This window comes from Streptomyces spinosus (assembly GCF_020400655.1).
Lineage (GTDB): Bacteria > Actinomycetota > Actinomycetes > Streptomycetales > Streptomycetaceae > Streptomyces > Streptomyces argyrophylli.
In genome coordinates, this window is sequence record NZ_JAINRC010000020.1 from 133,637 (window position 1) to 153,942 (window position 20,306).

The window sequence follows — 20,306 nt, forward strand, 5'->3', positions numbered from 1 at the left end:
GTGTGGGGAGCCGGCGAGGGTCCAGAATCGTTTCCGTGACCGCCGAGGACCCCTGCCCCCTGCCCTTCTTCGTCTACGGCACCCTCCGCCCCGGCGAGGCCAACCACGACCTCTACCTGCGCGGCCGCACCCTCGCCGAGGAACCGGCCCGTCTCACCGGCGCCGTGCTCTACGACGGCCCCGGCTACCCCTACGCCGTCGAGGAGCCCGGCGGCACCGTGCGCGGGGAACTGGTGACCGCCCGCCCCGAGGCGTACGGGGAACTGCTGGCCGCCCTGGACCGGCTGGAGGAGTACGAGCCGGACGGCCCCCGCAACCTCTACGAACGCCTCGCCCGGGACGTCCTGCGCACCGCCGGCGGCACCGTCCGGGCCTGGGTCTACCTGGCCGCCCCGCGCGTCGCCGCCCGGCTGCGCGCCACCGGCACCCGCATCACGGACGGCGACTGGCTCTCCCGCCGCTGAGTCAGGACAGCAGGGTGACCCCCTCGGGCACCTCGATGCCGAACTCCTCCTCCACCAGGCGCCGCGCCTCGGCCTCCTCGGCCAGCGTGCGCCCGCTCACCGTGCCGTCGGCCCGCGTCTCGGTGAACCGGGCGCCGTCCAGGGCGAGATGACGGTCCGCGGTGGTCCGCTGAAGGTAGGGACGGCGGGTGAACGGGGACCGGGGGTGGGTGCCGACGAACCAGTTGAACACCTCCAGGTCGGACGCGGCGAACGGCTCCTGGGTGAACGCGTACTGACCGGCCCACGCCCCTTCCCCCGGGCCGCCGCGGGGGTCGCGGGCCTGCAACTCCCACAGCTGAAGCGGCCCGTCGTGCGGCAGGCGCACCAGCCGGTGCCGGCGGCAGGCGCCCTCGAACTCGGTCCCGGTCACCAGCGGTACCGGCAGCAGCAGCGCGCCGGGCGCGCCGAAGCCGACGTCCGCGAGGTACGGCAGCGGCTCGCCGGGCACCTCGACCCGGAGCATCGCGTGCGTCCGGGGCCGGCTCTCCGGCGTCCGCGCGCCCACCACGACCCGGCCGGCCAGCTGGGTCACCCGGAAGCCGAGCGCCTCCAGCGCCAGCCGGAGCAAGAGGTTGTGCTCGTAGCAGTAGCCGCCGCGCCGGCCGCGGACCATCTTGGCCATCAGGTCGGCGGGCGCGAGGGAGGGGGCCGTGCCCCGCACCGGGTCCAGGTTCTCGAAGGGCAGCGACAGCGCGTGCGCCAGGTGCACCCCGCGCAGGGTGGCCCGATCGGCCCGCCGCCCGCCCGTCCAGCCGATGCGGTCGAGATAGGCGTCGAGGTCGTACGGCTCGCTCTGCTCGCTCAGGTCGGTGTCGGACATACCCCGAACCTATGCGAACGCCACCCCCTCGTGCCTCGGCCGGCGGACCGGACCTCACTGGTCCGCCGGCCCCACGACCTCCACCCGCACCGCGCACGACTTGAACTCCGGCATCCGCGACGTCGGGTCCAGGGCCGGGTTGGTGAGCGTGTTGGCGCGGCCCTCACCCGGCCAGTGGAAGGGCATGAACACCGTGTCCGGCCGGATGGCACCGGTGATCCGCGCGGGCGCGACGGCCCGGCCGCGCCGGGACACCACCGCCAGCCGATCGCCGTCGGCCGCCCCCAGCCGGGCCGCGAGCCGCGGGTGCAGCTCCACGAACGGGCCGGGCGCCGCCGCGTTCAGCTCCGCCACCCGCCGGGTCTGCGCCCCCGACTGGTACTGCGACACCACCCGCCCGGTGGTCAGCAGCAGCGGGTACTCGTCGTCCGGCTCCTCGGCCGTGGCCCGGTGCACCACGGGCACGAACCGGGCCCGGCCGTCCGGGGTGGCGAAACGGTCCAGGAACAGGCGCGGGGTGCCGGGGTGCGCGACGGCCGGGCCGGAGCCCGCCACGGGAGCGCCGGGGAGCGCGCGGGCACCGGCGTCCGCCGTAGGCCGGCCGGGCAGGACGTCGCGGGCGGTCCCGGCGTCCCCGGCGGTCCCGGCCGCCGCCGTCAGGGCGCGGGCGTCCGCCGTGAGGCGGGCGGGCGGCACCCCGGCGGTGTCGCCGGGGTCCGCCGCCGGGTCGTCCGGCAGCGTGTCCGACACCGCGTCCTCGCCGTCGGCCACACCCGTACCCCCCGTCTCACCCGGACCCTCGGGGCACGGCCAGAAGACGCCGTTCTCCTCGGCCAGGCGGCGGTAGGTGATGCCGGAGTAGTCCGCGGGCCCGCCGGCGCTCGCGCGGCGGAGTTCCTCGAAGACCTCCGCCGGATCCGCCGGGAAACCCTTCTCCACCCCGAGGCGGTCGGCCAGTTCCCGCAGGACGTACAGGTCGCTGCGGACGCCGGGCGGGGGAGCGACGGCCTGGCGGCGCAGCAGCACCCGGCCCTCCAGGCTGGTCGTCGTGCCCGTCTCCTCCGCCCACTGGGTCACCGGCAGCACGACGTCCGCCAGCTCCGCCGTCTCCGACAGGACGACGTCGGCCACGGCGAGGAACTCCAGCGAGCGCAGGCGCCGCTCGACGTGGGCCGCGCGCGGGGCCGACACCACCGGGTTGGAACCCATCAGCAGCAGCGCCCGGACGTCCGTGCCGAGCGCGTCGAGGAGTTCGTACGCGCTGCGCCCGGGACCCGGCAGGCTGTCCGGGTCCACGCCCCACACCCCGGCCACGTGCCGCCGCGCCGCCGGGTCGTCCAGCCTGCGGTACCCGGGCAACTGGTCGGCCTTCTGGCCGTGTTCGCGCCCGCCCTGCCCGTTGCCCTGCCCGGTCAGACAGCCGTACCCGGAGAAGGGGCGGCCCGCGCGGCCGGTCGCCAGGCACAGGTTGATCCAGGCGCCCACCGTGTCCGTGCCCTTGGACTGCTGCTCCGGCCCGCGCGCGGTGAGCACCATCGCCGCCTCCGGCTCGCAGAACATCCGCACCGCCTCACGCAGCAGCGGCACCGGCACCCCGGTGATCCGCTCCACGTACTCCGGCCAGTGCGCCATCGCCGCGGCCCGGGCCTCCTCCCACCCGGTGGTCCGCTCCCGGATGTACTCCTCGTCCGTGCGCCCCTCGGCCACCACCAGGTGCAGCAGCCCCAGCGCGAGGGCGAGATCGGTCCCGGGCCGGGGCGCGAGGTGCAGGTCCGCCTGCTCGGCGGTCCGCGTCCGGCGCGGGTCGACGACGATCAGCGTGCCGCCGTTCTCCCGCAGTTCCGAGAAGAACCGCAGCGACGGCGGCATGGTCTCGGCCGGGTTGGACCCGACGAGGATCACGCACCCGGTCCTCGGGACGTCCTCCAGCGGGAACGGCAGCCCCCGGTCCAGGCCGAACGCCCTCGTACCGGCCGCCGCCGCCGACGACATGCAGAACCGGCCGTTGTAGTCGATCTGCGAGGTGCCCAGCACCACCCGGGCGAACTTGCCGAGCGCGTACGCCTTCTCGTTGGTGAGCCCGCCCCCGCCGAACACCCCCAGCGCGTCGGCGCCGTACCGCTCCCGCGTCGCCCCGAGCCGCTCGGCGATCCGGTCCAGCGCCTCGGGCCAGCCCGCCTCCACCAGCCGGCCGCCGTCGCGCACCAGCGGCACGGTCAGCCGTACCGCGGGCGACAGCACCTCCGCCGCCGTACGGCCCTTGCCGCACAGCGCGCCCCGGTTCACCGGGAAGTCGGCGCGCTCGGTGACCTCGACGCCCCCCCGGGGCAGGGGCGTGATGTTCATCCCGCACTGCAGGGCGCAGTACGGGCAGTGGGTGGGCGTCGAGGTGTTCTCCATGCCGCCCAGCGTGCGTCGTACGTGTTACGGCCCCCGGTCGCCTCCGGTTACACGCCCGGCACGGCGACCTCCCCGCGCCGGCCGGCGGGTCGTGAGGCCGCGCTCACCGGCCGGCGGCCAGCGCCCGCGCCACCCCCGGCTCCCTGGGCCCCAGGAACGTCGGGTCCGGCTGGAAGACGGCGTCCAGCACCGCCTTGCCCGCCGCGAACACCTCGCGCGTCCCGCCGTAGTACCAGGTCACGTCGTGCTCGGCGTCGACCCCGACCCCGTACGAGGTGACTCCCGCCGCCTCGCACAGGGCCACCGCCCGCCGGATGTGGAAGTCCTGGCTGATCAGCACCGCCCGGTCCACCCCGAAGATCTTCTTCGCCCGGACACACGAGTCCCAGGTGTCGAACCCGGCGTAGTCACCGACGATCCGCGCGTCCGGCACCCCGTGCCTCGTGAGGTAGGCGCGCATGGCGTCGGGCTCGTCGTAGTCCTTCCGGCTGTTGTCCCCGGTGACCAGCACCACCTCGATCCGTCCCGCCCGGTACAGCGCGGCCGCCGCGTCCAGCCGGTGCGCGAGGTAGGGCGAGGGCTGCCCCTGCTTCCACAGTCCCGCCCCGAACACCACCGCGACCTCGGTGCGCGGCACGTCCGCCGTCGTCCGCAGCCGGTCCGCCGTCGACACGTACAGCCAGGCCGACGGCAGCAGCGCCAGCACACAGCCGGCCATCACGGCCTGCACCAGCCGCCGCTGCCCGGTCCGCGTGCGCGGCCATCGCGGTCGGCGCATCCTCATACGGCCCCCCTGTCTCGCTCCCGACAAGGGAGGACGCCACGGGCGCCGTCCCGGTTCGCCTCACACCGTGCATCCGTACGCCGTGAACCCGGGGAAAACACCGGTGACGGCCGTGCAACGGGCACGCAACGTCTCCCGGTCAGGATCGTTCCCATGACGGCGTCCATCCCCCTTCGCACCGGCAGCCGGCTCCTCGCCCCGCCCGGCCGCCGCCCGGCCCCGCCGGCCCTCGTGCTGGTCGCCCACGGCAGCCGGGACCCCCGGGCGCTCACCACCGTGCGGGCCCTGATGGACCAGGTCCGCGCGCTGCGCCCCGGCCTGTCCGTCCACCTGGGCCACATTGAGCTGAACGAGCCCCTGCTCCCCGGCACCCTCGCCGCCCTCGGCGACGCCCCGGCCGTCCTCGTCCCGCTCCTGCTCAGCAGGGGCTACCACGTGAAGCGGGACATCCCGAAGATGGCGGCGGCGGCACCGGTACGCGCACGCGTGGCCGCCCCGCTCGGCCCCCACCCGCTCCTCGCCGAGGCCCTGCACGCCCGCCTCCTCCAGGCCGGCTGGCCCGCGGCCATGGACGGCACCGCCCGCCGCGAGGCCGCGGTCGTCCTCGCCGCGGCCGGCTCCCGCGACCCCGACTCGGCCACGGACACCCGGCACACGGCCCGGCTGCTGGCCGCCCGCCTGGGCGTCCCGGTGCTCCCCGCGTACGCGTCGGCGACGACGCCGACGGTTCCGGCGGCCCTGCGCCAACTGGCGGCACGCGGCCGGCACCGGGTGGCGGTGGCGTCGTCCTTCATGGCCCCGGGCCGCTTCGCGACCCGGTGCGCGGCCGAGGCCCCCTGGATCGCGTCGGCCCCCCTCGGCGCCCACGAGGCGATGGCGCGCCTGGTCCTGCACCGCTACGACCGGAGCCTGACGGAAAGGTCCACGGCGGCCGCCTGAACGGCCACAGCGCACCCGCGCCCGCCGGCGCGAACCCAACCCGGCGCCCGATTGGGCTTACTGTCGACCCATGGAAGGCACCGCACTCCCCACGGCATACGACCCGGCGTCAGTCGAGCGCTGGGCCCCCGAACCCGACAAACGCCCGGGCCGCACCGCCTTCCAGCGCGACCGCGCCCGCATCCTGCACTCCGCCGCCCTGCGGCGTCTCGCCGGCAAGACGCAGGTGGTGACGCCGGGAACCAGGAGCCGGGCCTGGGACGCCAGCCCCCGCACCCGCCTCACCCACTCCCTCGAATGCGCCCAGGTCGGCCGGGAACTGGGCGCCGCGCTCGGCTGCGACCCCGACCTGGTCGAGGCGGCCTGCCTCGCCCACGACCTCGGTCACCCGCCCTTCGGCCACAACGGCGAGACCGCGCTCAACGAGTTCGCCGACGACTGCGGCGGCTTCGAGGGCAACGCCCAGTCCCTCAGGCTCCTCACCCGCATCGAGCCCAAACGGTTCACCCCCGAGGGCTCCGTCGGCCTCAACCTGACCCGCGCCGCCCTCGACGCCGCCACCAAGTACCCCTGGCAGCGCGGCGCCCACCCCACCGACCCGGCGTCCCGGAAGTTCGGCGTGTACGAGGACGACCGCCCGGTGTTCGACTGGGTGAGACGGCACGCCCCCGGCACCCGCACCTGCTTCGAGGCACAGGTCATGGACTGGTCGGACGACGTCGCCTACTCGGTCCACGACGTCGAGGACGGCCTGCACGCCGGCCACATCGACCCCGACTGCCTGCACGCCGAGCCGGAACGGCGGGCGGTGTTCGAGGCCGCCCTCGGCCGGTACGTCCCCGTGGACACCGACCCCGCCGAACTCGCCGCCGCCCTCGACCGCCTCCAGGACGAGGAGTGGTGGCCGCACGGCTACGACGGCACGGCGGTCGCCCAGGCCCGGCTGAAGGACGCCACCAGTCAGCTCATCGGCCGCTTCTGCCTGGCCGCCGAGGGCGCCACCCGCGCCGCGTGGGGCGCCGGACCGCTCACCCGCTACGACGCCGAACTCGTCGTACCCCGGGGGACCCGCATGGAGTGCGCGGTGCTCAAGGCGGTCGCGGACCGGTTCGTGATGCAGCGCGCGGAGCAGGAGCGGCTCCGCGCCGACCAGCGGGTCATCGTCGCGGAGCTGGCCGGGGCGCTGACCGCCCGCGCGCCCGAGGGCCTGGACCCGCAGTTCCGGGCGCTGTTCGACGCGGCCGACGACGACGAGGCGCGCAAGCGGGTGATCGTGGACCAGATCGCCTCCCTGACCGACGCCTCCGCGCTCTCGCTGCACGCGAGACTTACGGGGCATATGTGAGAGGAACATGACCCTGCATGGCCTGATCGGGTCACACCCTCTTCCCGCAGCACGCCGCGTGCGGGAGGCTCGCATGTGGCGGCACCCTTACGAGGAGGCATCAAGTGGTCGACGCGGACCAGACATTCGTCATCGTGGGAGGCGGTCTCGCCGGCGCCAAGGCGGCCGAGACGCTCCGGGCGGAGGGCTTCACCGGCCGGGTGATACTGATCTGCGACGAACGCGACCACCCCTACGAGCGCCCGCCGCTGTCCAAGGGCTACCTGCTCGGCAAGGAGGAGCGGGACAGCGTCTTCGTGCACGAGCCCGCCTGGTACGCGCGCAACGACGTCGAGCTGCACCTGGGCCAGACCGTGGACCGGATCGACCGTGCGGCGAAGACGGTCCGCTTCGGTGACGACGGCACGCTCGTCCGCTACGACAAGCTGCTGCTGGTCACCGGCGCCGAACCGCGCCGCCTGGACATCCCCGGCACCGACCTGGCCGGCGTCCACCACCTGCGCCGCCTCGCGCACGCCGAGCGCCTCAAGGGCGTCCTGCAGCACCTCGGCCGGGACAACGGGCACCTGGTGATCGCCGGCGGCGGCTGGATCGGCCTGGAGGTCGCGGCGGCGGCCCGGGGCTACGGCGCGGAGGTCACGGTGATCGAACCGGCGCCGACCCCGCTGCACGGTGTGCTCGGCCCCGAGCTGGGCAACGTCTTCGCCGCTCTGCACCGCGAGCACGGCGTCCGCTTCCACTTCGGGGTGCGGCTCACCGAGATCGTCGGCCAGGACGGCGTGGTCCTCGCGGCCCGCACGGACGACGGCGAGGAGCACCCGGCGCACGCCGTCCTCGCGGCGATCGGCGCGGCACCCCGGGTCGCCCTCGCGGAGGCGGCCGGCCTGGAGATCGCCGAGCGGGCGCACGGCGGCGGCATCGTCGTCGACGAACGGCTGCGCACGTCCGACCCCGACATCTACGCCGCCGGCGACGTGGCGTCCTTCCCATTCGCCCTGTTCGGCACCCGGCTGCGCGTCGAGCACTGGGCGAACGCGCTGAACGGCGGCCCGGCGGCGGCACGCGCGATGCTGGGCGAGGAGGCGGTCTACGACCGGGTGCCGTACTTCTTCACCGACCAGTACGACCTGGGCATGGAGTACAGCGGATGGGCGCCGCCGGGGACGTACGACGAGGTGGTGATCCGGGGCGACGCGGGGAAGCGGGAGTTCATCGCGTTCTGGGTGAAGGAGGGACGCGTGCTGGCCGGGATGAACGTGAACGTGTGGGATGTCACAGAGCCCGTCCAGAAGCTCATCCGTTCCCGGGCCCAGGTGAACGTCGAGGCGCTCTCCGACCCGCACGTCCCCCTCGACAGCCTCGTCCCGTGACCTCCGCGGGCACCGGGACTGTCACCGCGCCCCCGTAGAATTCACGCGTGGCAGGACGGATCAACGACGAGGACGTGAAGGCGGTACGGGACGCGGTCCCGATCGACGCCGTGGTCTCCGAGTACCTCCAGCTGCGCAACGCGGGCGGCGGCAACCTCAAGGGACTGTGCCCGTTCCACGACGAGAAGTCGCCGTCCTTCCAGGTCAGCCCCAGCAAGGGACTCTTCCACTGCTTCGGCTGCCAGGAGGGCGGCGACACCATCACCTTCGTGATGAAGGTGGACCACCTCTCCTTCTCCGAGGCGGTGGAGCGGCTGGCCGCGCAGGCCGGCATCACGCTGCGGTACGAGGAGGGCGGGTACAACCCGGCCCACCAGCGCGGTGAGCGCATCCGCCTGGTCGAGGCGCACAAGATCGCCGCACAGTGGTACGCCGAGCAGCTCGCCGCCAGCCCCGAGGCAGAGACCGGCCGGGTCTTCCTCGCCGAGCGCGGATTCGACCAGGCCGCCGCCGTCCACTTCGGCGTCGGCTACAGCCCCCAGGGCTGGGACCACCTGACCCGCTACCTGCGCGGCAAGGGCTTCACCGACAAGGAGCTGGTCCTCTCCGGCCTCGCCCAGGAGGGCCGCCGGGGACCCATCGACCGGTTCCGGGGCCGGCTGATGTGGCCGATCCGGGACATCGGCGGCGACGTCGTCGGCTTCGGCGCCCGCAAGCTGTACGAGGCCGACACCGGCCCGAAGTACCTCAACACGCCGGACACGCCGATCTACCGCAAGAGCCAGGTGCTGTACGGCATCGACCTGGCGAAGAAGGAGATCGCGAAGAGCAGCCGCGCGGTGGTGGTCGAGGGCTACACCGACGTCATGGCCTGCCACCTCGCCGGCGTGACCACGGCCATCGCGACCTGCGGCACGGCCTTCGGCGGCGACCACATCAAGATCCTGCGCCGGCTGCTGATGGACAACGGCTCGGCCCGGGTGATCTTCACCTTCGACGGTGACGCGGCCGGGCAGAAGGCCGCCCTGCGCGCCTTCGAGGACGACCAGAAGTTCGCCGCCGAGACGTACATCGCCATCGCTCCCGACGGCATGGACCCCTGCGAACTGCGCCTGGCCAAGGGCGACGAGGCCGTGGCGGACCTCGTCGAACCGCGCACGCCCCTCTTCGAGTTCGCGCTCCGCCAGATCGTGAGCCGCTACGACCTGGACACCCCGGCGGGCCGCGCCGCGGCGCTGGACGAGGCCGCGCCGATCGTCGCCCGGATCAAGAACAGCGGCGCCCAGCACGAGGTCGCCGTAGAGCTGGCCGGCATGCTCGGCATCCTCGACACCCAGTTCGTGGTCCGCCGGGTGGCCCAGCTGGCCCGCTGGGCCCGCGAGGGCAAGGACCCCCGGCAGCAGGACCGGCGCCGCCCGGCCGAGCAGCAGTGGGCACAGGCGCCGCGCCCCTCCGGCTCCGGACCCGCCCTGACCCTGCGCAACCCGGTCTTCGCCGCCGAACGCGAACTGCTCAAACTCGCCCTCCAGCGCCCCGAACTGGTCTCCCCGGCCTTCGACGCCTACGGCGTGGACGAGTTCACCGCCCCGCCGTACGCCGCCGTGCGCCAGGCCGTCGCGGAGGCGGGCGGCGCCGAGTACGGCGTCCCGGACCCGCAGGAGTACCTGGTCCGCGTCCGTGAGGCGGCCCCCGACGACACCGTACGCGCGATGGTCACGGAGCTGGCCGTCGAGCCGATCCTGCGCCGCACGGTGGACGAGACGTACGCCGGCACGGTCCTCGTCCAGATCCGCCGCCGCGCCGTGGAACGCCGCATCCGCGACATCCAGTCCCAGATGACCCGCCTGTCCACCGCCGGCGACCCGGCCCGGCTGGCCGCCGTGCAGAACGAGCTCTGGATCCTCCAGCAGTACGACCAGGCACTGCGCGAACGGGGCGCGGAGGCGCTGTAGCGGGGGCTGGTCCTCTCCGCCGCGCGGTGCGCGCCCCGGACCGTCCCGGCATCCGGGGCCCGCGGTTGCCAGGCGCATAGTCCAACGAGACGGGTAACCGGCCGGTGACGGACCGGACGCAAAAAGTCACCGCACGCCCCTCGTGGCGGACTTGTGTCGTACTCCACACTGGGGGCGGTGCCCGAGCCTCGGAGCGCACGCTGCCGCACACCTTCAGCAGCGATCATCCTGGAGGTCGCCCCCGTGCAGACCCAGACCCTCACCCAGACCGACAGCAGCACCAGCGCCACCGTCATCACCGCGGACGACCCGGACGCGGAGGCGGACGTCCTCGCGGCCGTGCCCCCGCAGAGCCCTGCCGGCCTGCGTCCCGAGGCGGAGCCGCCCGCCGAGGCGCTCGCGGACGAGCCCGAGGAACCCGTCGAGGTCCCGGCCGTCGCCCGGGTCGAGTCCGGCGGGCCCTCCGCCGACCTGTTCCGCCAGTACCTGCGCGAGATCGGCCGCATCCCGCTCCTCACCGCCGCCGAGGAGGTCGAGCTGGCCCGCCGGGTGGAGGCCGGCCTGTTCGCGGAGGAGAAGCTCGGCACCACCCCCGACCTGGACAGCGAACTCGCGCTGGACCTGGACCGGCTCGTCGTCATGGGCCGCATGGCCAAGCGCCGGCTCATCGAGGCGAACCTGCGGCTCGTCGTCTCCGTGGCCAAGAGGTACGTCGGCCGCGGCCTGACCATGCTCGACCTCGTCCAGGAGGGCAACCTCGGGCTCATCCGGGCCGTGGAGAAGTTCGACTACGCGCGCGGCTACAAGTTCTCCACCTACGCCACCTGGTGGATCCGGCAGGCCATGTCCCGCGCCCTCGCCGACCAGGCCCGCACCATCCGGGTCCCGGTCCACGTCGTGGAGCTGATCAACCGGGTCGTGCGGGTCCAGCGGCGGATGCTCCAGGAGCGCGGCTACGAGCCGACGGCGGAGGAGGTCGGCGCCCATCTGGACCTGCCGCCCGAGCGGGTCGGCGAGGTGCTGCGGCTCGCCCAGGAGCCGGTGTCGCTGCACGCGCCGGTCGGCGAGGAGGACGACGTCGCGCTCGGCGACCTCATCGAGGACGGCGACGCGGCGAGCCCCGTCGAGTCCGCCGCCTTCCTGCTGCTGCGCGAGCACCTGGAAGCGGTGCTGTCCACGCTGGGGGAGCGCGAGCGGAAGGTCGTCCAGCTCCGGTACGGCCTGGTCGACGGCCGCCCGCGCACCCTGGAGGAGATAGGCCGCATCTTCGGCGTGACCCGCGAACGGATACGCCAGATCGAGTCCAAGACGCTGAACAAGCTCCGGGACCACGCGTTCGCGGACCAGCTGCGGGGCTACCTGGACTGAGGGGGGCCGCCGCCGCGCGGCGGCCCCCCTCTCGTGCCTAGTCGACCTCGGCCACCGCCTGCGCGAACTGCGCCTTGTACAACCGGGCGTAGGCCCCGTCCGCAGCCAACAGCTCCTGGTGCGCGCCCTGTTCCACGATGGAGCCGTTCTCCATCACGAGGATGGTGTCCGCGTCCCGGATGGTCGACAGCCGGTGCGCGATCACGAACGACGTGCGGCCGGACGCCAGCTTGGCCATCGCCTTCTGGATCAGCACCTCCGTCCGTGTGTCCACGGAACTCGTCGCCTCGTCCAGCACCAGGATCACCGGGTCGGACAGGAACGCCCGCGCGATGGTGATCAGCTGCTTCTCACCGGCGCTGACGCCCGTGCCCTCGTCGTCGATCACGGTGTCGTAGCCGTCGGGCAGGGTGCGGATGAAGCGGTCCGCGTGGGCCGCCCGTGCCGCCTCCTCGATCTCCCCGCGGGTGACCTCGCGGGAGGCGCCGTAGGCGATGTTCTCCGCGATGGTGCCGCCGAACAGCCAGGTGTCCTGGAGCACCATGCCGATCCCGGCCCGCAGCTCGTCCCGGGTCATGCTCCGGATGTCGACCCCGTCCAGGGTGATCCGGCCGCCGGAGACGTCGTAGAACCGCATCAGCAGGTTGACCAGCGTGGTCTTGCCCGCGCCGGTCGGGCCGACGATCGCCACCGTGTGCCCCGGCTCCACCGTGAGCGACAGGTCCTCGATCAGCGGCTTCTCGGGGTCGTACCGGAACGACACGTGCTCCAGGCGCACCCGCCCGCGCAGCTGCTCGGGCCGCTCGCCCGGCACCGGATCCGCCTCCTGCTCCTCCGCGTCCAGGAGTTCGAAGACCCGCTCGGCCGAGGCGACACCGGACTGCACCAGGTTCGCCATCGACGCGACCTGTGTCAGCGGCATCGAGAACTGCCGCGAGTACTGGATGAAGGCCTGCACATCGCCGATGGACAGGGCGCCGGAGGCGACCCGCAGACCGCCGACGACCGCCACCAGCACGTAGTTCAGGTTCGACACGAACATCATCAGCGGCTGCATCACACCGCTGTGGAACTGCGCCTTGAACGCGGCCTGGTACAGCGCCTCGTTCTGCTCGGCGAACTGACGGGCCGACTCCTCCTGCCGCCCGAACACCTTCACCAGGGTGTGCCCGGTGTACATCTCCTCGATGTGCGCGTTCAGCTGGCCGGTGGAGCGCCACTGCTGCACGAAGTGCGGCTGCGACCGCTTGCCGACCCGGGTGGCGACCACGAACGACAGCGGCACGGTGACCAGCGCGACCAGCGCCAGCAGCCAGGACACCCAGAACATCACCACGAGCACGCCGACGATGGTCAGCACCGAGTTGATCAACTGGCCCATCGACTGCTGGAGCGTCTGCCCGATGTTGTCGATGTCGTTGGTCGCCCGGGACAGCACCTCACCGCGCTGGCGCTTGTCGAAGTACGACAGCGGCAGCCGCGACAGCTTCGCCTGCACGTCCTGGCGCAGCCGGTACATCGTGCGGTTCACGGCCCGGTTGACCAGCCGCGTCGCGACCGCCATCAGCAGGCCGGCGACCAGGAACACACCGAGCGCGAGCAGCAGGACGTGCCCGACCGCGTCGAAGTCGATGCCCTTGCCGGGCGTGAAGTCGGTGCCCCCCAGCACGTCCGCGATGCGGCCCTGGCCGCGCTCGCGCAGGGAGTCGAGCACCTGCTCCTTGGTGGCGCCGGCCGGGAACCGCCGGCCCACGATGCCCGCGAACACCAGGTCGGTGGCCCGGCCGAGGATCTTCGGGCCGATCACGCTCAGGCTCACGCTGACGACCACGCACAGCAGCAGGCCGTAGATCGTGAGGCGTTCCGGTCCGAACCGGGCGACGAGCCGTTTGCCCGACCCCTTGAAGTCCATCGAGCGCTGGTCGGGGCCGCCCCCGGCCATCATGCGTCCCATGGGCCCGGCCATCAGGCGGCCTCCGCTTCCGTCAGCTGGGAGAGCACGATCTCCCGGTAGGTCTCGTTGGATGCCATCAGCTCGGCGTGCCGGCCGGAACCGACCACCCGGCCCTCGTCCAGCACGATGATCCGGTCCGCGTCCCGGATGGTCGCCACCCGCTGGGCGACGATCACGACGGTCGCCTCGGCGGTCTCCCGGGCGAGCGCGGCGCGCAGGGCCGCGTCCGTGGCGTAGTCCAGCGCGGAGAAGGAGTCGTCGAAGAGGTAGATCTCCGGGCGCTGCACCAGCGTGCGGGCGATGGCGAGCCGCTGCCGCTGGCCACCGGAGACGTTGGTGCCTCCCTGGGCGATCGGCGCGTCCAGGCCGCCCTCCAGCTTCCGCACGAAGCCGGCGGCCTGCGCCACCTCCAGCGCGTGCCACAGTTCCTCGTCGGTGGCGTCCGGGTTGCCGTACCGCAGGTTGGTCGCGACGGTGCCCGCGAACAGGTACGGCTTCTGCGGCACGAGCCCGACCGTCCGGGCGAGCAGGTGCTGCTCGACCTCGCGGACGTCCACGCCGTCCACCAGGACCTCGCCCTCGGTGGCGTCGAACAGCCGGGGGACCAGACCCAGCAGGGTCGACTTGCCGCTGCCGGTGGAGCCGATCACGGCGGTCGTCTGCCCCGGCCGGGCCACCAGGTCGATGGACTTCAGCACCGGCTCCTCGGCACCCGGGTAGCGGAAGCCCGCGCCCCGGATCTCCAGGTGCCCGTGCGCCCGCAGCTCGGTGACCGGGGCCGCCGGCGGTACGACGCTCGAATCGGTCCCGAGGACGTCCTGGATGCGCTCGGCGCACACCTCCGCGCGCGGCACCATCATGAACATGAAGGTGGCCATCATCACGGACATGACGATCTGCATCAGGTAGGCGAGGAACGCGGTGAGGTCACCGATGGCCATCCCGCCGCTGTCGATCCGGTGGGCGCCGAACCAGACCACCGCGATGGACGACAGGTTCACCACCGTCATGACGATCGGGAACATCAGGGCCAGCAGCCGGCCGGTGGCCAGCTGCATGTCGGTCAGCTCGCCGTTGGCCTTCCCGAACCGGCCCTGCTCGTACTCGTCCCGGACGAAGGCGCGGATCACCCGGTTGCCGGTGATCTGCTCGCGCAGCACCCGGTTCACCGTGTCCAGCCGGACCTGCATCGCGCGGAACAGCGGGCGCAGCCGGCGCACGATCAGCGTCACCGAGACGCCGAGCACCGGCACCACCGCGACCAGTACCCCGGACAGCGGCACGTCCAGTCCGAGGGCCAGCACGATGCCGCCCACGCACATGATGGGTGCCGACACCATCAGGGTGAACGTCAGCAGGACCAGCATCTGGACCTGCTGCACGTCGTTCGTCGTACGGGTGATGAGCGAGGGCGCCCCGAAGTGACCCACCTCACGCGCGGAGAACGACTGGACCCGGTCGAAGACGGCACCGCGCACGTCCCTGCCGAGCGCGGAGGCGGTCCGGGCGCCGTGGTACACGGCACCGATGTTGCACACCACCTGCACCAGTGAGATGCCGATCATCAGGGCACCGAAGGACAGGATGTAACCGGTGTCACCCTTCACGACACCGTTGTCGATGATGTCCGCGTTCAGGGTGGGCAGGTAGAGGGTGGCGCAGGTCTGCAGGAACTGCAGCACCACCAGCAGGGCGATGGGTTTCTTGTAGGGCCTGAGATAGGTCCGCAGAAGTCGTATGAGCACGCTACGTCTCTCGGAGTCGGCGACAGGGGCTGGTCGGTTGCCCTTGGCCCCTATCGTCGGACACTCCACCGGCGTTACCTCAACTGTTTAATCCGCCGCCGGTCCTCACGAGCGGAAGGCCCCCGGATGGGTCTGCTCCCGTACGGCCGTGTACTGCTGACGCACCGCCTGCCCCACGGCCAGCTCCTCGCCGGGCTCCAGCACCTGGGCCGCCGCGCCCTGCCAGGCCGGCGGGGTGCGGGGGTCGAGCGTGCCCTGCGACACGCCGAGCGCCCAGGCCGCCTGCCGGGCCGCGCCGATCGCCGTGTAGTCGGCGGGCTGCGGTACGACGACCTGCGCGCCGAACAGCGACGGCGCCGAGGCCTGTACGGCGGGCAGCTCGGCGGCCGGGCCGAGCAGGAAGATCCGGCGCACGTCCACGCCCCGCCCGCGCAGCACGTCCAGCGCGTCGGCCAGCCCGCACAGCATGCCCTCGAACGCGGCCCGTGCCAGGTGCTCCGGCTTCATCGACTCGCGCCGCAGTCCCGCGAGGGTCCCCGCGGTGTGCGGCAGGTTCGGCGTCCGCTCACCCTCCAGGTACGGCAGCAGCACCAGGCCGTGCGAGCCCGGCGTGGACTTCATCGCCAGCTCGGACAGGCTCTCCAGGTCCGGCAGACCGAGCAGCTCCGCGGCGCCGCGCAGGGCGCGTACGGCGTTGAGAGTGGTGACGACCGGCAGGTGCATGCCGGTGGCGTCGGCGAGGGAGGTGATCATCCCGGACTGGTCGGTGAGCGCCTCCGGGTGCACGGCCATCACGGAGCCGGACGCCCCGAGGGACACGACCGCGTCACCCAGCCCGATGCCGAGCCCGAACGCGGCGGCCATGGTCTCCCCGGTGCCGGCGGAGATCAGCAGGCCCTCCGGGGTCGTACCGGCCGCGTCGGACGGGCCGATCACCTCCGGCAGCACCGCCTGGTGACCGAGGGCCAGCTCGACCAGGTCGGGCCGGTAGGCGCCGGTGGCCGCCGACCAGTAGCCGGTGCCGGAGGCCCCGCCGCGGTCGGTGGTCCGCCGCACGGGGCGCCCGAGCAGCTGCCACACCAGCCAGTCGTGGGCCTGGAGCAGGACGGCCGTGCGCAACGCGTTCTCGGGTTCGTTCTTCGCGAGCCAGCGCAGTTTGGTGACGGGCTGGGCCGCCTGCGGGACGGATCCGACCGCCTGCGCCCACGCCTCCCGGCCGCCGAGCGCGTCCACGAGGTCGGCGGCCGCGACCTGGGCGCGCTTGTCGCCGCCGACCATCGCGGGACGCACGGTGTTGCCCTGGGCGTCGAGCGGGATCACCGCGTTCTGCTGGGCCGACACGCCGATGGCCTGCACGCCCTCCAGCAGCCCGCCGCCGGCCGCCTCACCGAGTGAGAGCAGCCAGGCCTGCGGGTCGATGTCGCTGGGCCGGCCCTCGACCGGGTGCGGGGCGTACCCCTGCCGTAGTACGGCACCGGTGTCCGTGTCGCAGACCACGATGCGTGTGAAGTCCGGTGAGCTGTCCAAGCCGGCGACTATCCCCATGCGGAGAATTTTGCCGCATTCCCGGGAGTGGCCCTTACGTGTTGCTGGTGCCCCAGTCGTCCTCGGTCCTGCCGTCGCCGTTGCGGTCACGCAGCGAGCGCACGGGGTGGGCCACCGACTCCGGGACCCGGTCGCCGACCTTGTCGCTGACCGTGTGCAGGGCCTTGCCCGCGTAGACGCGGCCCTGCTGGGCGGCCGTCTCGGCGGTGTTGCGCACCGCGGGGTTCTGCGCGATCCGGCGGGCCGACTTCTTCAGCTGCTCGTAGCGCTCGCGACCGGCCCTGGTGCCGAGTACGTAACCGAGGGCCAGTCCGGCGAGGAACGTGAGCCGGTAGCGCATGGCTGCCACCCTTCCCGTGCGTAGGTTTCTGGTACCGCGCTGGCGCCGGGGATACCGATTGGCGAAGCACCCCCCTGCTTGCGCTAATGTATGTGTCGCAGCGAGCGCCCGCCCCCTGGCGAATACCCAGGTAGGTACGTTCGATGCAACGAGGCGATCCTCCGTAGCTCAATTGGCAGAGCAGCCGGCTGTTAACCGGCAGGTTACTGGTTCGAGTCCAGTCGGGGGAGCTTCGGTCCTCCGTAGCTCAATTGGCAGAGCAGCCGGCTGTTAACCGGCAGGTTACTGGTTCGAGTCCAGTCGGGGGAGCGCTGAACGAGGACCCCTCCGGGGTCCTTTTTCATGTCCCCGGGAACCGTCGCGGCCTGCGGCGCTGTCCTCACGGTCATGAGCAGCGCGGAAGCCGACCATCCGAGGCAGGAGATCGTATGAGCGGCTATGCTGCGGCAGACGGCGCGCACACTTGTACGCGACACGCCGCTATGGGGCGGTAGCTCAGCCGGTTAGAGCAGCGGACTCATAATCCGTCGGCCGTGGGTTCGAGTCCCACCCGCCCCACCACATCTCGCCTCTCGTGCGCGAGCGTCTCCTTTCGGCAGGAGGGCCGCCCGCCACTGGGCGCGTCGCGCCCCTTGGTGAACGCGCGGGCGACCGCTGTGACAGAACGCCCCGGTCCGCCGCTCCGGCGTTACGCCGGGGGCATCACCCCGTGGATCCGCGACAGGGTGAACACCCGATCCGCATCGCGCAGATGGCACCAGGCACGCAGATACGGGGGATCGAGGTCGAGGTCACTGATGGTGCGGATCGTGCGGCTGCCCGTGGCGGCGGCGTACTCGATGACGACCGCCGCCCCGCTGTCGACGGCGTGGGCGAGTTGACGGACATCGCACGAGGGGAGGCGGGTCGCGTACCCGGCGATGATCTCTTCGGTGTCGGTGGCGAAGGTAACGCCGTCGTACGGGTCGGGCTCGGGAGGGGCGAGCGGGGTGCCCACGAGCCGGGTGGCCAGTGTGGTCAGTTCGGCTCGCTCCGGGGCGTCGGTCGTACGGGAACCGGTGCCGGGCCCGCCGGCCGCTTTGCGCGGGGGCGGTACCGGCGTGGTCGCCCGGTGGCTGCGGGGCCGTTCGACGCGCACGGTCCCGTCGGCTGCCTCCGCGACCGGCGCGTATCCCTCGGTCCGCAGTGCGGCGAGGGTTTTCTCCAGCGGGGTGCGGCTGAGGAGGACGGTCGGGGCGAGGCGCCGCAGGCCCAGTCCGGAGAGTTTGCGGTGGGCGGCGATCTCGGTGAGGAGGGCGGGTTCCTCGCCGTGGATGACGCAGGCGGCCGAGGCGACGCGGATCCGGCCGTGGCTGCGTGCCGTGTCCGTGATCAGGTAGGACAGCGGCTGGGGCAGCGGGCCCGCGGCGACGGCAGCCAAGTCGGCCTCGATGGACTCCGGGCTGCGGCCGGCGTCCAGGGCGCGGCGGACGCTCGCCGGGCTGAACCGCCACAGCGAAGCCGTGCCGCTGGTCTCCCGGTCGGCGCACGAGTCCAGCAGCGTGACCAGCCGCGCTGCGGGCGTGCCGGTGACGACGGCGGTCAGGTCGCTGCCGAGACGGGCCGTCGCGGTGGCGGCGGGAAGCAGGCGGTGGCAGGCGGCGGCCAGTTCCTCGCCGCTGTCGGCCAGCAGAGCGGCGCCGATCGGGGACAGTGCACCGCGAGCGAGGACACCGACCAGCTCCGCCTCCCGGATCACGGTGATGAAGGGTGTCGCGTCCTGTGGCAGCACCTCGGCCAGTGGCCGTGACCAGTGGGCAAGAGGACCCAGTTCGGCCGCGTTCTTCGCACCTTGCCCGGCCGGGAGACGGGAAGCGGCGGCGAGCAGCCCCTTCCGGGCCTGGAGACAGCCGGTGCACGACGGGGTCCCGGCCAGGGCGGGCAGCACCTTGTTGTCGTCGTCCCGGGCCTGTGAGGGGGTGAGCCCAAGTGTCCACCAGGCGTGCAGCAACACCGGAAGTCGCTCTGCGGGCTCCGACTCCGCCCAGGTGTCGTAGGCGTCCGTCGTCGCGACCCGGTCACCGTCACGGGCCACGAGACCGGCTGCGTGCGCCGTCTCGAGAGTGAGGCGTACGACGGGCTCCTCGCAGCGTGCCGCCTTGCCGATTCTGGCCAGTTCGCGGGACCCGACGCCGCCCGACTTCAGCCGGGCGGGCGGAGTCGTCGCGCACACCGACAGGACCGAGGCGGCGTGGACGGCGAAGGCCGAGGCCGCGGCGGACGCCTCACTGTCAATCTCCGCCGGGGAGACGGGTACCAGGGGTGTGACGGGCGGCGTGGGGTCGAACGGAGCGTGCCAGTCCGGCCCGCGCAGGGCGAGCGCCACCTCCGCGGGCATCCGTACAGGGCCATGGCCGTATCGCGGCTGGACCAGCAATCCCCGCTCCAGCGCCCAGTGAGCGCCCGGTTCGGGAGCCGACCACCCTCCGGAGGGGACGAACGCCCGCGGGCGGTGTGCGGGGTCCGCCTTGCGCCCCAGCAGTCTCCGGGTCTCACCCGGTGCCTGAGCGAGCACGGCGGCGAGGCGTGCCGGGTCGCTGTGGTGCTCCACGAGCGTCGCCAGGCGCTGCGGTTTGGTGCCGGGAGGCCGCACGCCCAGAGCCATGAGCGTGCGGCGCAACTCCTCTGAGGTCGTGTCCTTCAACAGCGTTGCCAGCGGCTGGTCGAGTCCGAGCGGCGTGTCCCAGGCCTGCCGCAAGGGCGTGGCCATGCGCAGCGTTCCCTCGCTGTCCGGCCAGACCAGCGCATACGTGGACAGTGTCCGGAGCGCCGCTTCCAGACCGCGTGCGGCCTCGTCCTCCGTAGCGTCCAACAGGCTCGCCAGGGCGTCCCGAGAGGCCGGCGCGCCCAGTGCCGCCAGCGCTTCGGTCGTCTGGAGGGCGGGCAGCGTGAGCCGGGGCAGCGCGAGCGCGACCGAGCCCGGGCGTTGCAGGCGTTCGGCCAGTTCGCTCACAGACCGGGGCTCCGGCGGGGACACGGCATCCGGCCGTGCCGTGAGCACCTGCTCCAACGCTTCGGCGTCGAGGTGGTGGAGCCATGCCGCGAGGGTCGACTTACCGGACTTCACTGATCAGTGCACCTCGTCGAGGGGGATGCCGCGCTTCGCCGACAGGCAGGGCGAGAGGCGCTGTGCCGTACGGCCTCCAAGCATGGCGCATCGGGCGGGTGCTGCGGGGTCGTCGTCACATACGCGGACAGG

General features: G+C 73.0%; 14 protein-coding genes and 3 tRNA genes. 9 read left to right on the plus strand and 8 right to left on the minus strand.

Annotated features, from left to right (window positions below; genetic code table 11):
* The first annotated feature begins 35 nt into the window (after nucleotides 1-35).
* Nucleotides 36-464, plus strand: coding sequence for a gamma-glutamylcyclotransferase family protein (locus tag LG395_RS33085; RefSeq protein ID WP_171156584.1), 429 nt, complete (start codon nucleotides 36-38; stop codon nucleotides 462-464).
* A gap of 1 nt (nucleotide 465) precedes the next feature.
* Here the strand turns inward: LG395_RS33085 and LG395_RS33090 are convergent, their stop codons facing one another.
* The 3 genes from LG395_RS33090 to LG395_RS33100 all read right to left on the minus strand — a co-directional run bounded on the left by LG395_RS33090 (nucleotide 466) and on the right by LG395_RS33100 (nucleotide 4,510).
* On the minus strand, nucleotides 466-1,326 hold the full coding sequence (locus tag LG395_RS33090; RefSeq protein WP_225812303.1) for an arylamine N-acetyltransferase family protein: 861 nt from the start codon (nucleotides 1,324-1,326) through the stop codon (nucleotides 466-468).
* 54 nt (nucleotides 1,327-1,380) lie between these two features.
* Nucleotides 1,381-3,726, minus strand: a complete 2,346-nt coding sequence (locus LG395_RS33095) for a molybdopterin oxidoreductase family protein (protein WP_225812304.1) — start codon at nucleotides 3,724-3,726, stop codon at nucleotides 1,381-1,383.
* Between the two features lie 103 nt (nucleotides 3,727-3,829).
* A complete protein-coding gene (locus tag LG395_RS33100; protein WP_171156590.1) occupies nucleotides 3,830-4,510 on the minus strand; it encodes a SanA/YdcF family protein in 681 nt (226 codons plus the stop codon).
* 153 nt (nucleotides 4,511-4,663) lie between these two features.
* Here LG395_RS33100 and LG395_RS33105 point away from each other — a divergent pair, with 153 nt between their 5' ends.
* The 5 genes from LG395_RS33105 (at nucleotide 4,664) to LG395_RS33125 (ending at nucleotide 11,484) form a co-directional block, all read left to right on the plus strand.
* Entirely contained in the window at nucleotides 4,664-5,449 is a 786-nt protein-coding gene (locus LG395_RS33105) for a sirohydrochlorin chelatase (protein ID WP_225812305.1), read from the plus strand.
* A 70-nt stretch (nucleotides 5,450-5,519) separates the two neighbouring features.
* Entirely contained in the window at nucleotides 5,520-6,794 is a 1,275-nt protein-coding gene (locus LG395_RS33110; protein ID WP_171156593.1) for a deoxyguanosinetriphosphate triphosphohydrolase, read from the plus strand.
* Nucleotides 6,795-6,898: 104 nt separating this feature from the next.
* The gene (locus LG395_RS33115) at nucleotides 6,899-8,164 is read left to right on the plus strand and encodes an NAD(P)/FAD-dependent oxidoreductase (protein WP_225812306.1); all 1,266 of its coding nucleotides are present in this window, start codon (nucleotides 6,899-6,901) and stop codon (nucleotides 8,162-8,164) included.
* Between the two features lie 47 nt (nucleotides 8,165-8,211).
* Nucleotides 8,212-10,116, plus strand: a complete 1,905-nt coding sequence (gene dnaG / locus LG395_RS33120; protein WP_225812307.1) for a DNA primase — start codon at nucleotides 8,212-8,214, stop codon at nucleotides 10,114-10,116.
* Nucleotides 10,117-10,284: 168 nt separating this feature from the next.
* Nucleotides 10,285-11,484, plus strand: coding sequence for an RNA polymerase sigma factor (locus LG395_RS33125; protein ID WP_263983337.1), 1,200 nt, complete (start codon nucleotides 10,285-10,287; stop codon nucleotides 11,482-11,484).
* 37 nt (nucleotides 11,485-11,521) lie between these two features.
* Here LG395_RS33125 and LG395_RS33130 read toward each other — a convergent pair whose 3' ends face one another.
* The 4 genes from LG395_RS33130 to LG395_RS33145 form a co-directional block, all read right to left on the minus strand.
* Entirely contained in the window at nucleotides 11,522-13,450 is a 1,929-nt protein-coding gene (locus tag LG395_RS33130) for an ABC transporter ATP-binding protein (RefSeq protein ID WP_171156600.1), read from the minus strand.
* On the minus strand, nucleotides 13,450-15,183 hold the full coding sequence (locus LG395_RS33135; protein ID WP_171156602.1) for an ABC transporter ATP-binding protein: 1,734 nt from the start codon (nucleotides 15,181-15,183) through the stop codon (nucleotides 13,450-13,452). The genes LG395_RS33130 and LG395_RS33135 overlap by 1 nt, the downstream gene beginning before the upstream one ends.
* A gap of 105 nt (nucleotides 15,184-15,288) precedes the next feature.
* Nucleotides 15,289-16,728, minus strand: a complete 1,440-nt coding sequence (locus LG395_RS33140; protein WP_171156604.1) for a xylulokinase — start codon at nucleotides 16,726-16,728, stop codon at nucleotides 15,289-15,291.
* A gap of 34 nt (nucleotides 16,729-16,762) precedes the next feature.
* A complete protein-coding gene (locus LG395_RS33145; protein WP_171156606.1) occupies nucleotides 16,763-17,068 on the minus strand; it encodes a YtxH domain-containing protein in 306 nt (101 codons plus the stop codon).
* Between the two features lie 157 nt (nucleotides 17,069-17,225).
* Here LG395_RS33145 and LG395_RS33150 point away from each other — a divergent pair.
* The 3 genes from LG395_RS33150 to LG395_RS33160 all read left to right on the plus strand — a co-directional run bounded on the left by LG395_RS33150 (nucleotide 17,226) and on the right by LG395_RS33160 (nucleotide 17,629).
* Nucleotides 17,226-17,298: transfer RNA gene (locus LG395_RS33150), tRNA-Asn, on the plus strand.
* 6 nt (nucleotides 17,299-17,304) lie between these two features.
* Nucleotides 17,305-17,377: transfer RNA gene (locus tag LG395_RS33155), tRNA-Asn, on the plus strand.
* A 175-nt stretch (nucleotides 17,378-17,552) separates the two neighbouring features.
* A tRNA-Ile gene (locus tag LG395_RS33160) sits at nucleotides 17,553-17,629 on the plus strand.
* Nucleotides 17,630-17,756: 127 nt separating this feature from the next.
* On the opposite strand, the gene LG395_RS33165 is transcribed toward LG395_RS33160, so the two are convergent.
* Complete coding sequence (locus LG395_RS33165) at nucleotides 17,757-20,174, minus strand: helicase-associated domain-containing protein (protein ID WP_225812308.1); 2,418 nt, start codon at nucleotides 20,172-20,174, stop codon at nucleotides 17,757-17,759.
* Nucleotides 20,175-20,306: the final 132 nt, after the last annotated feature.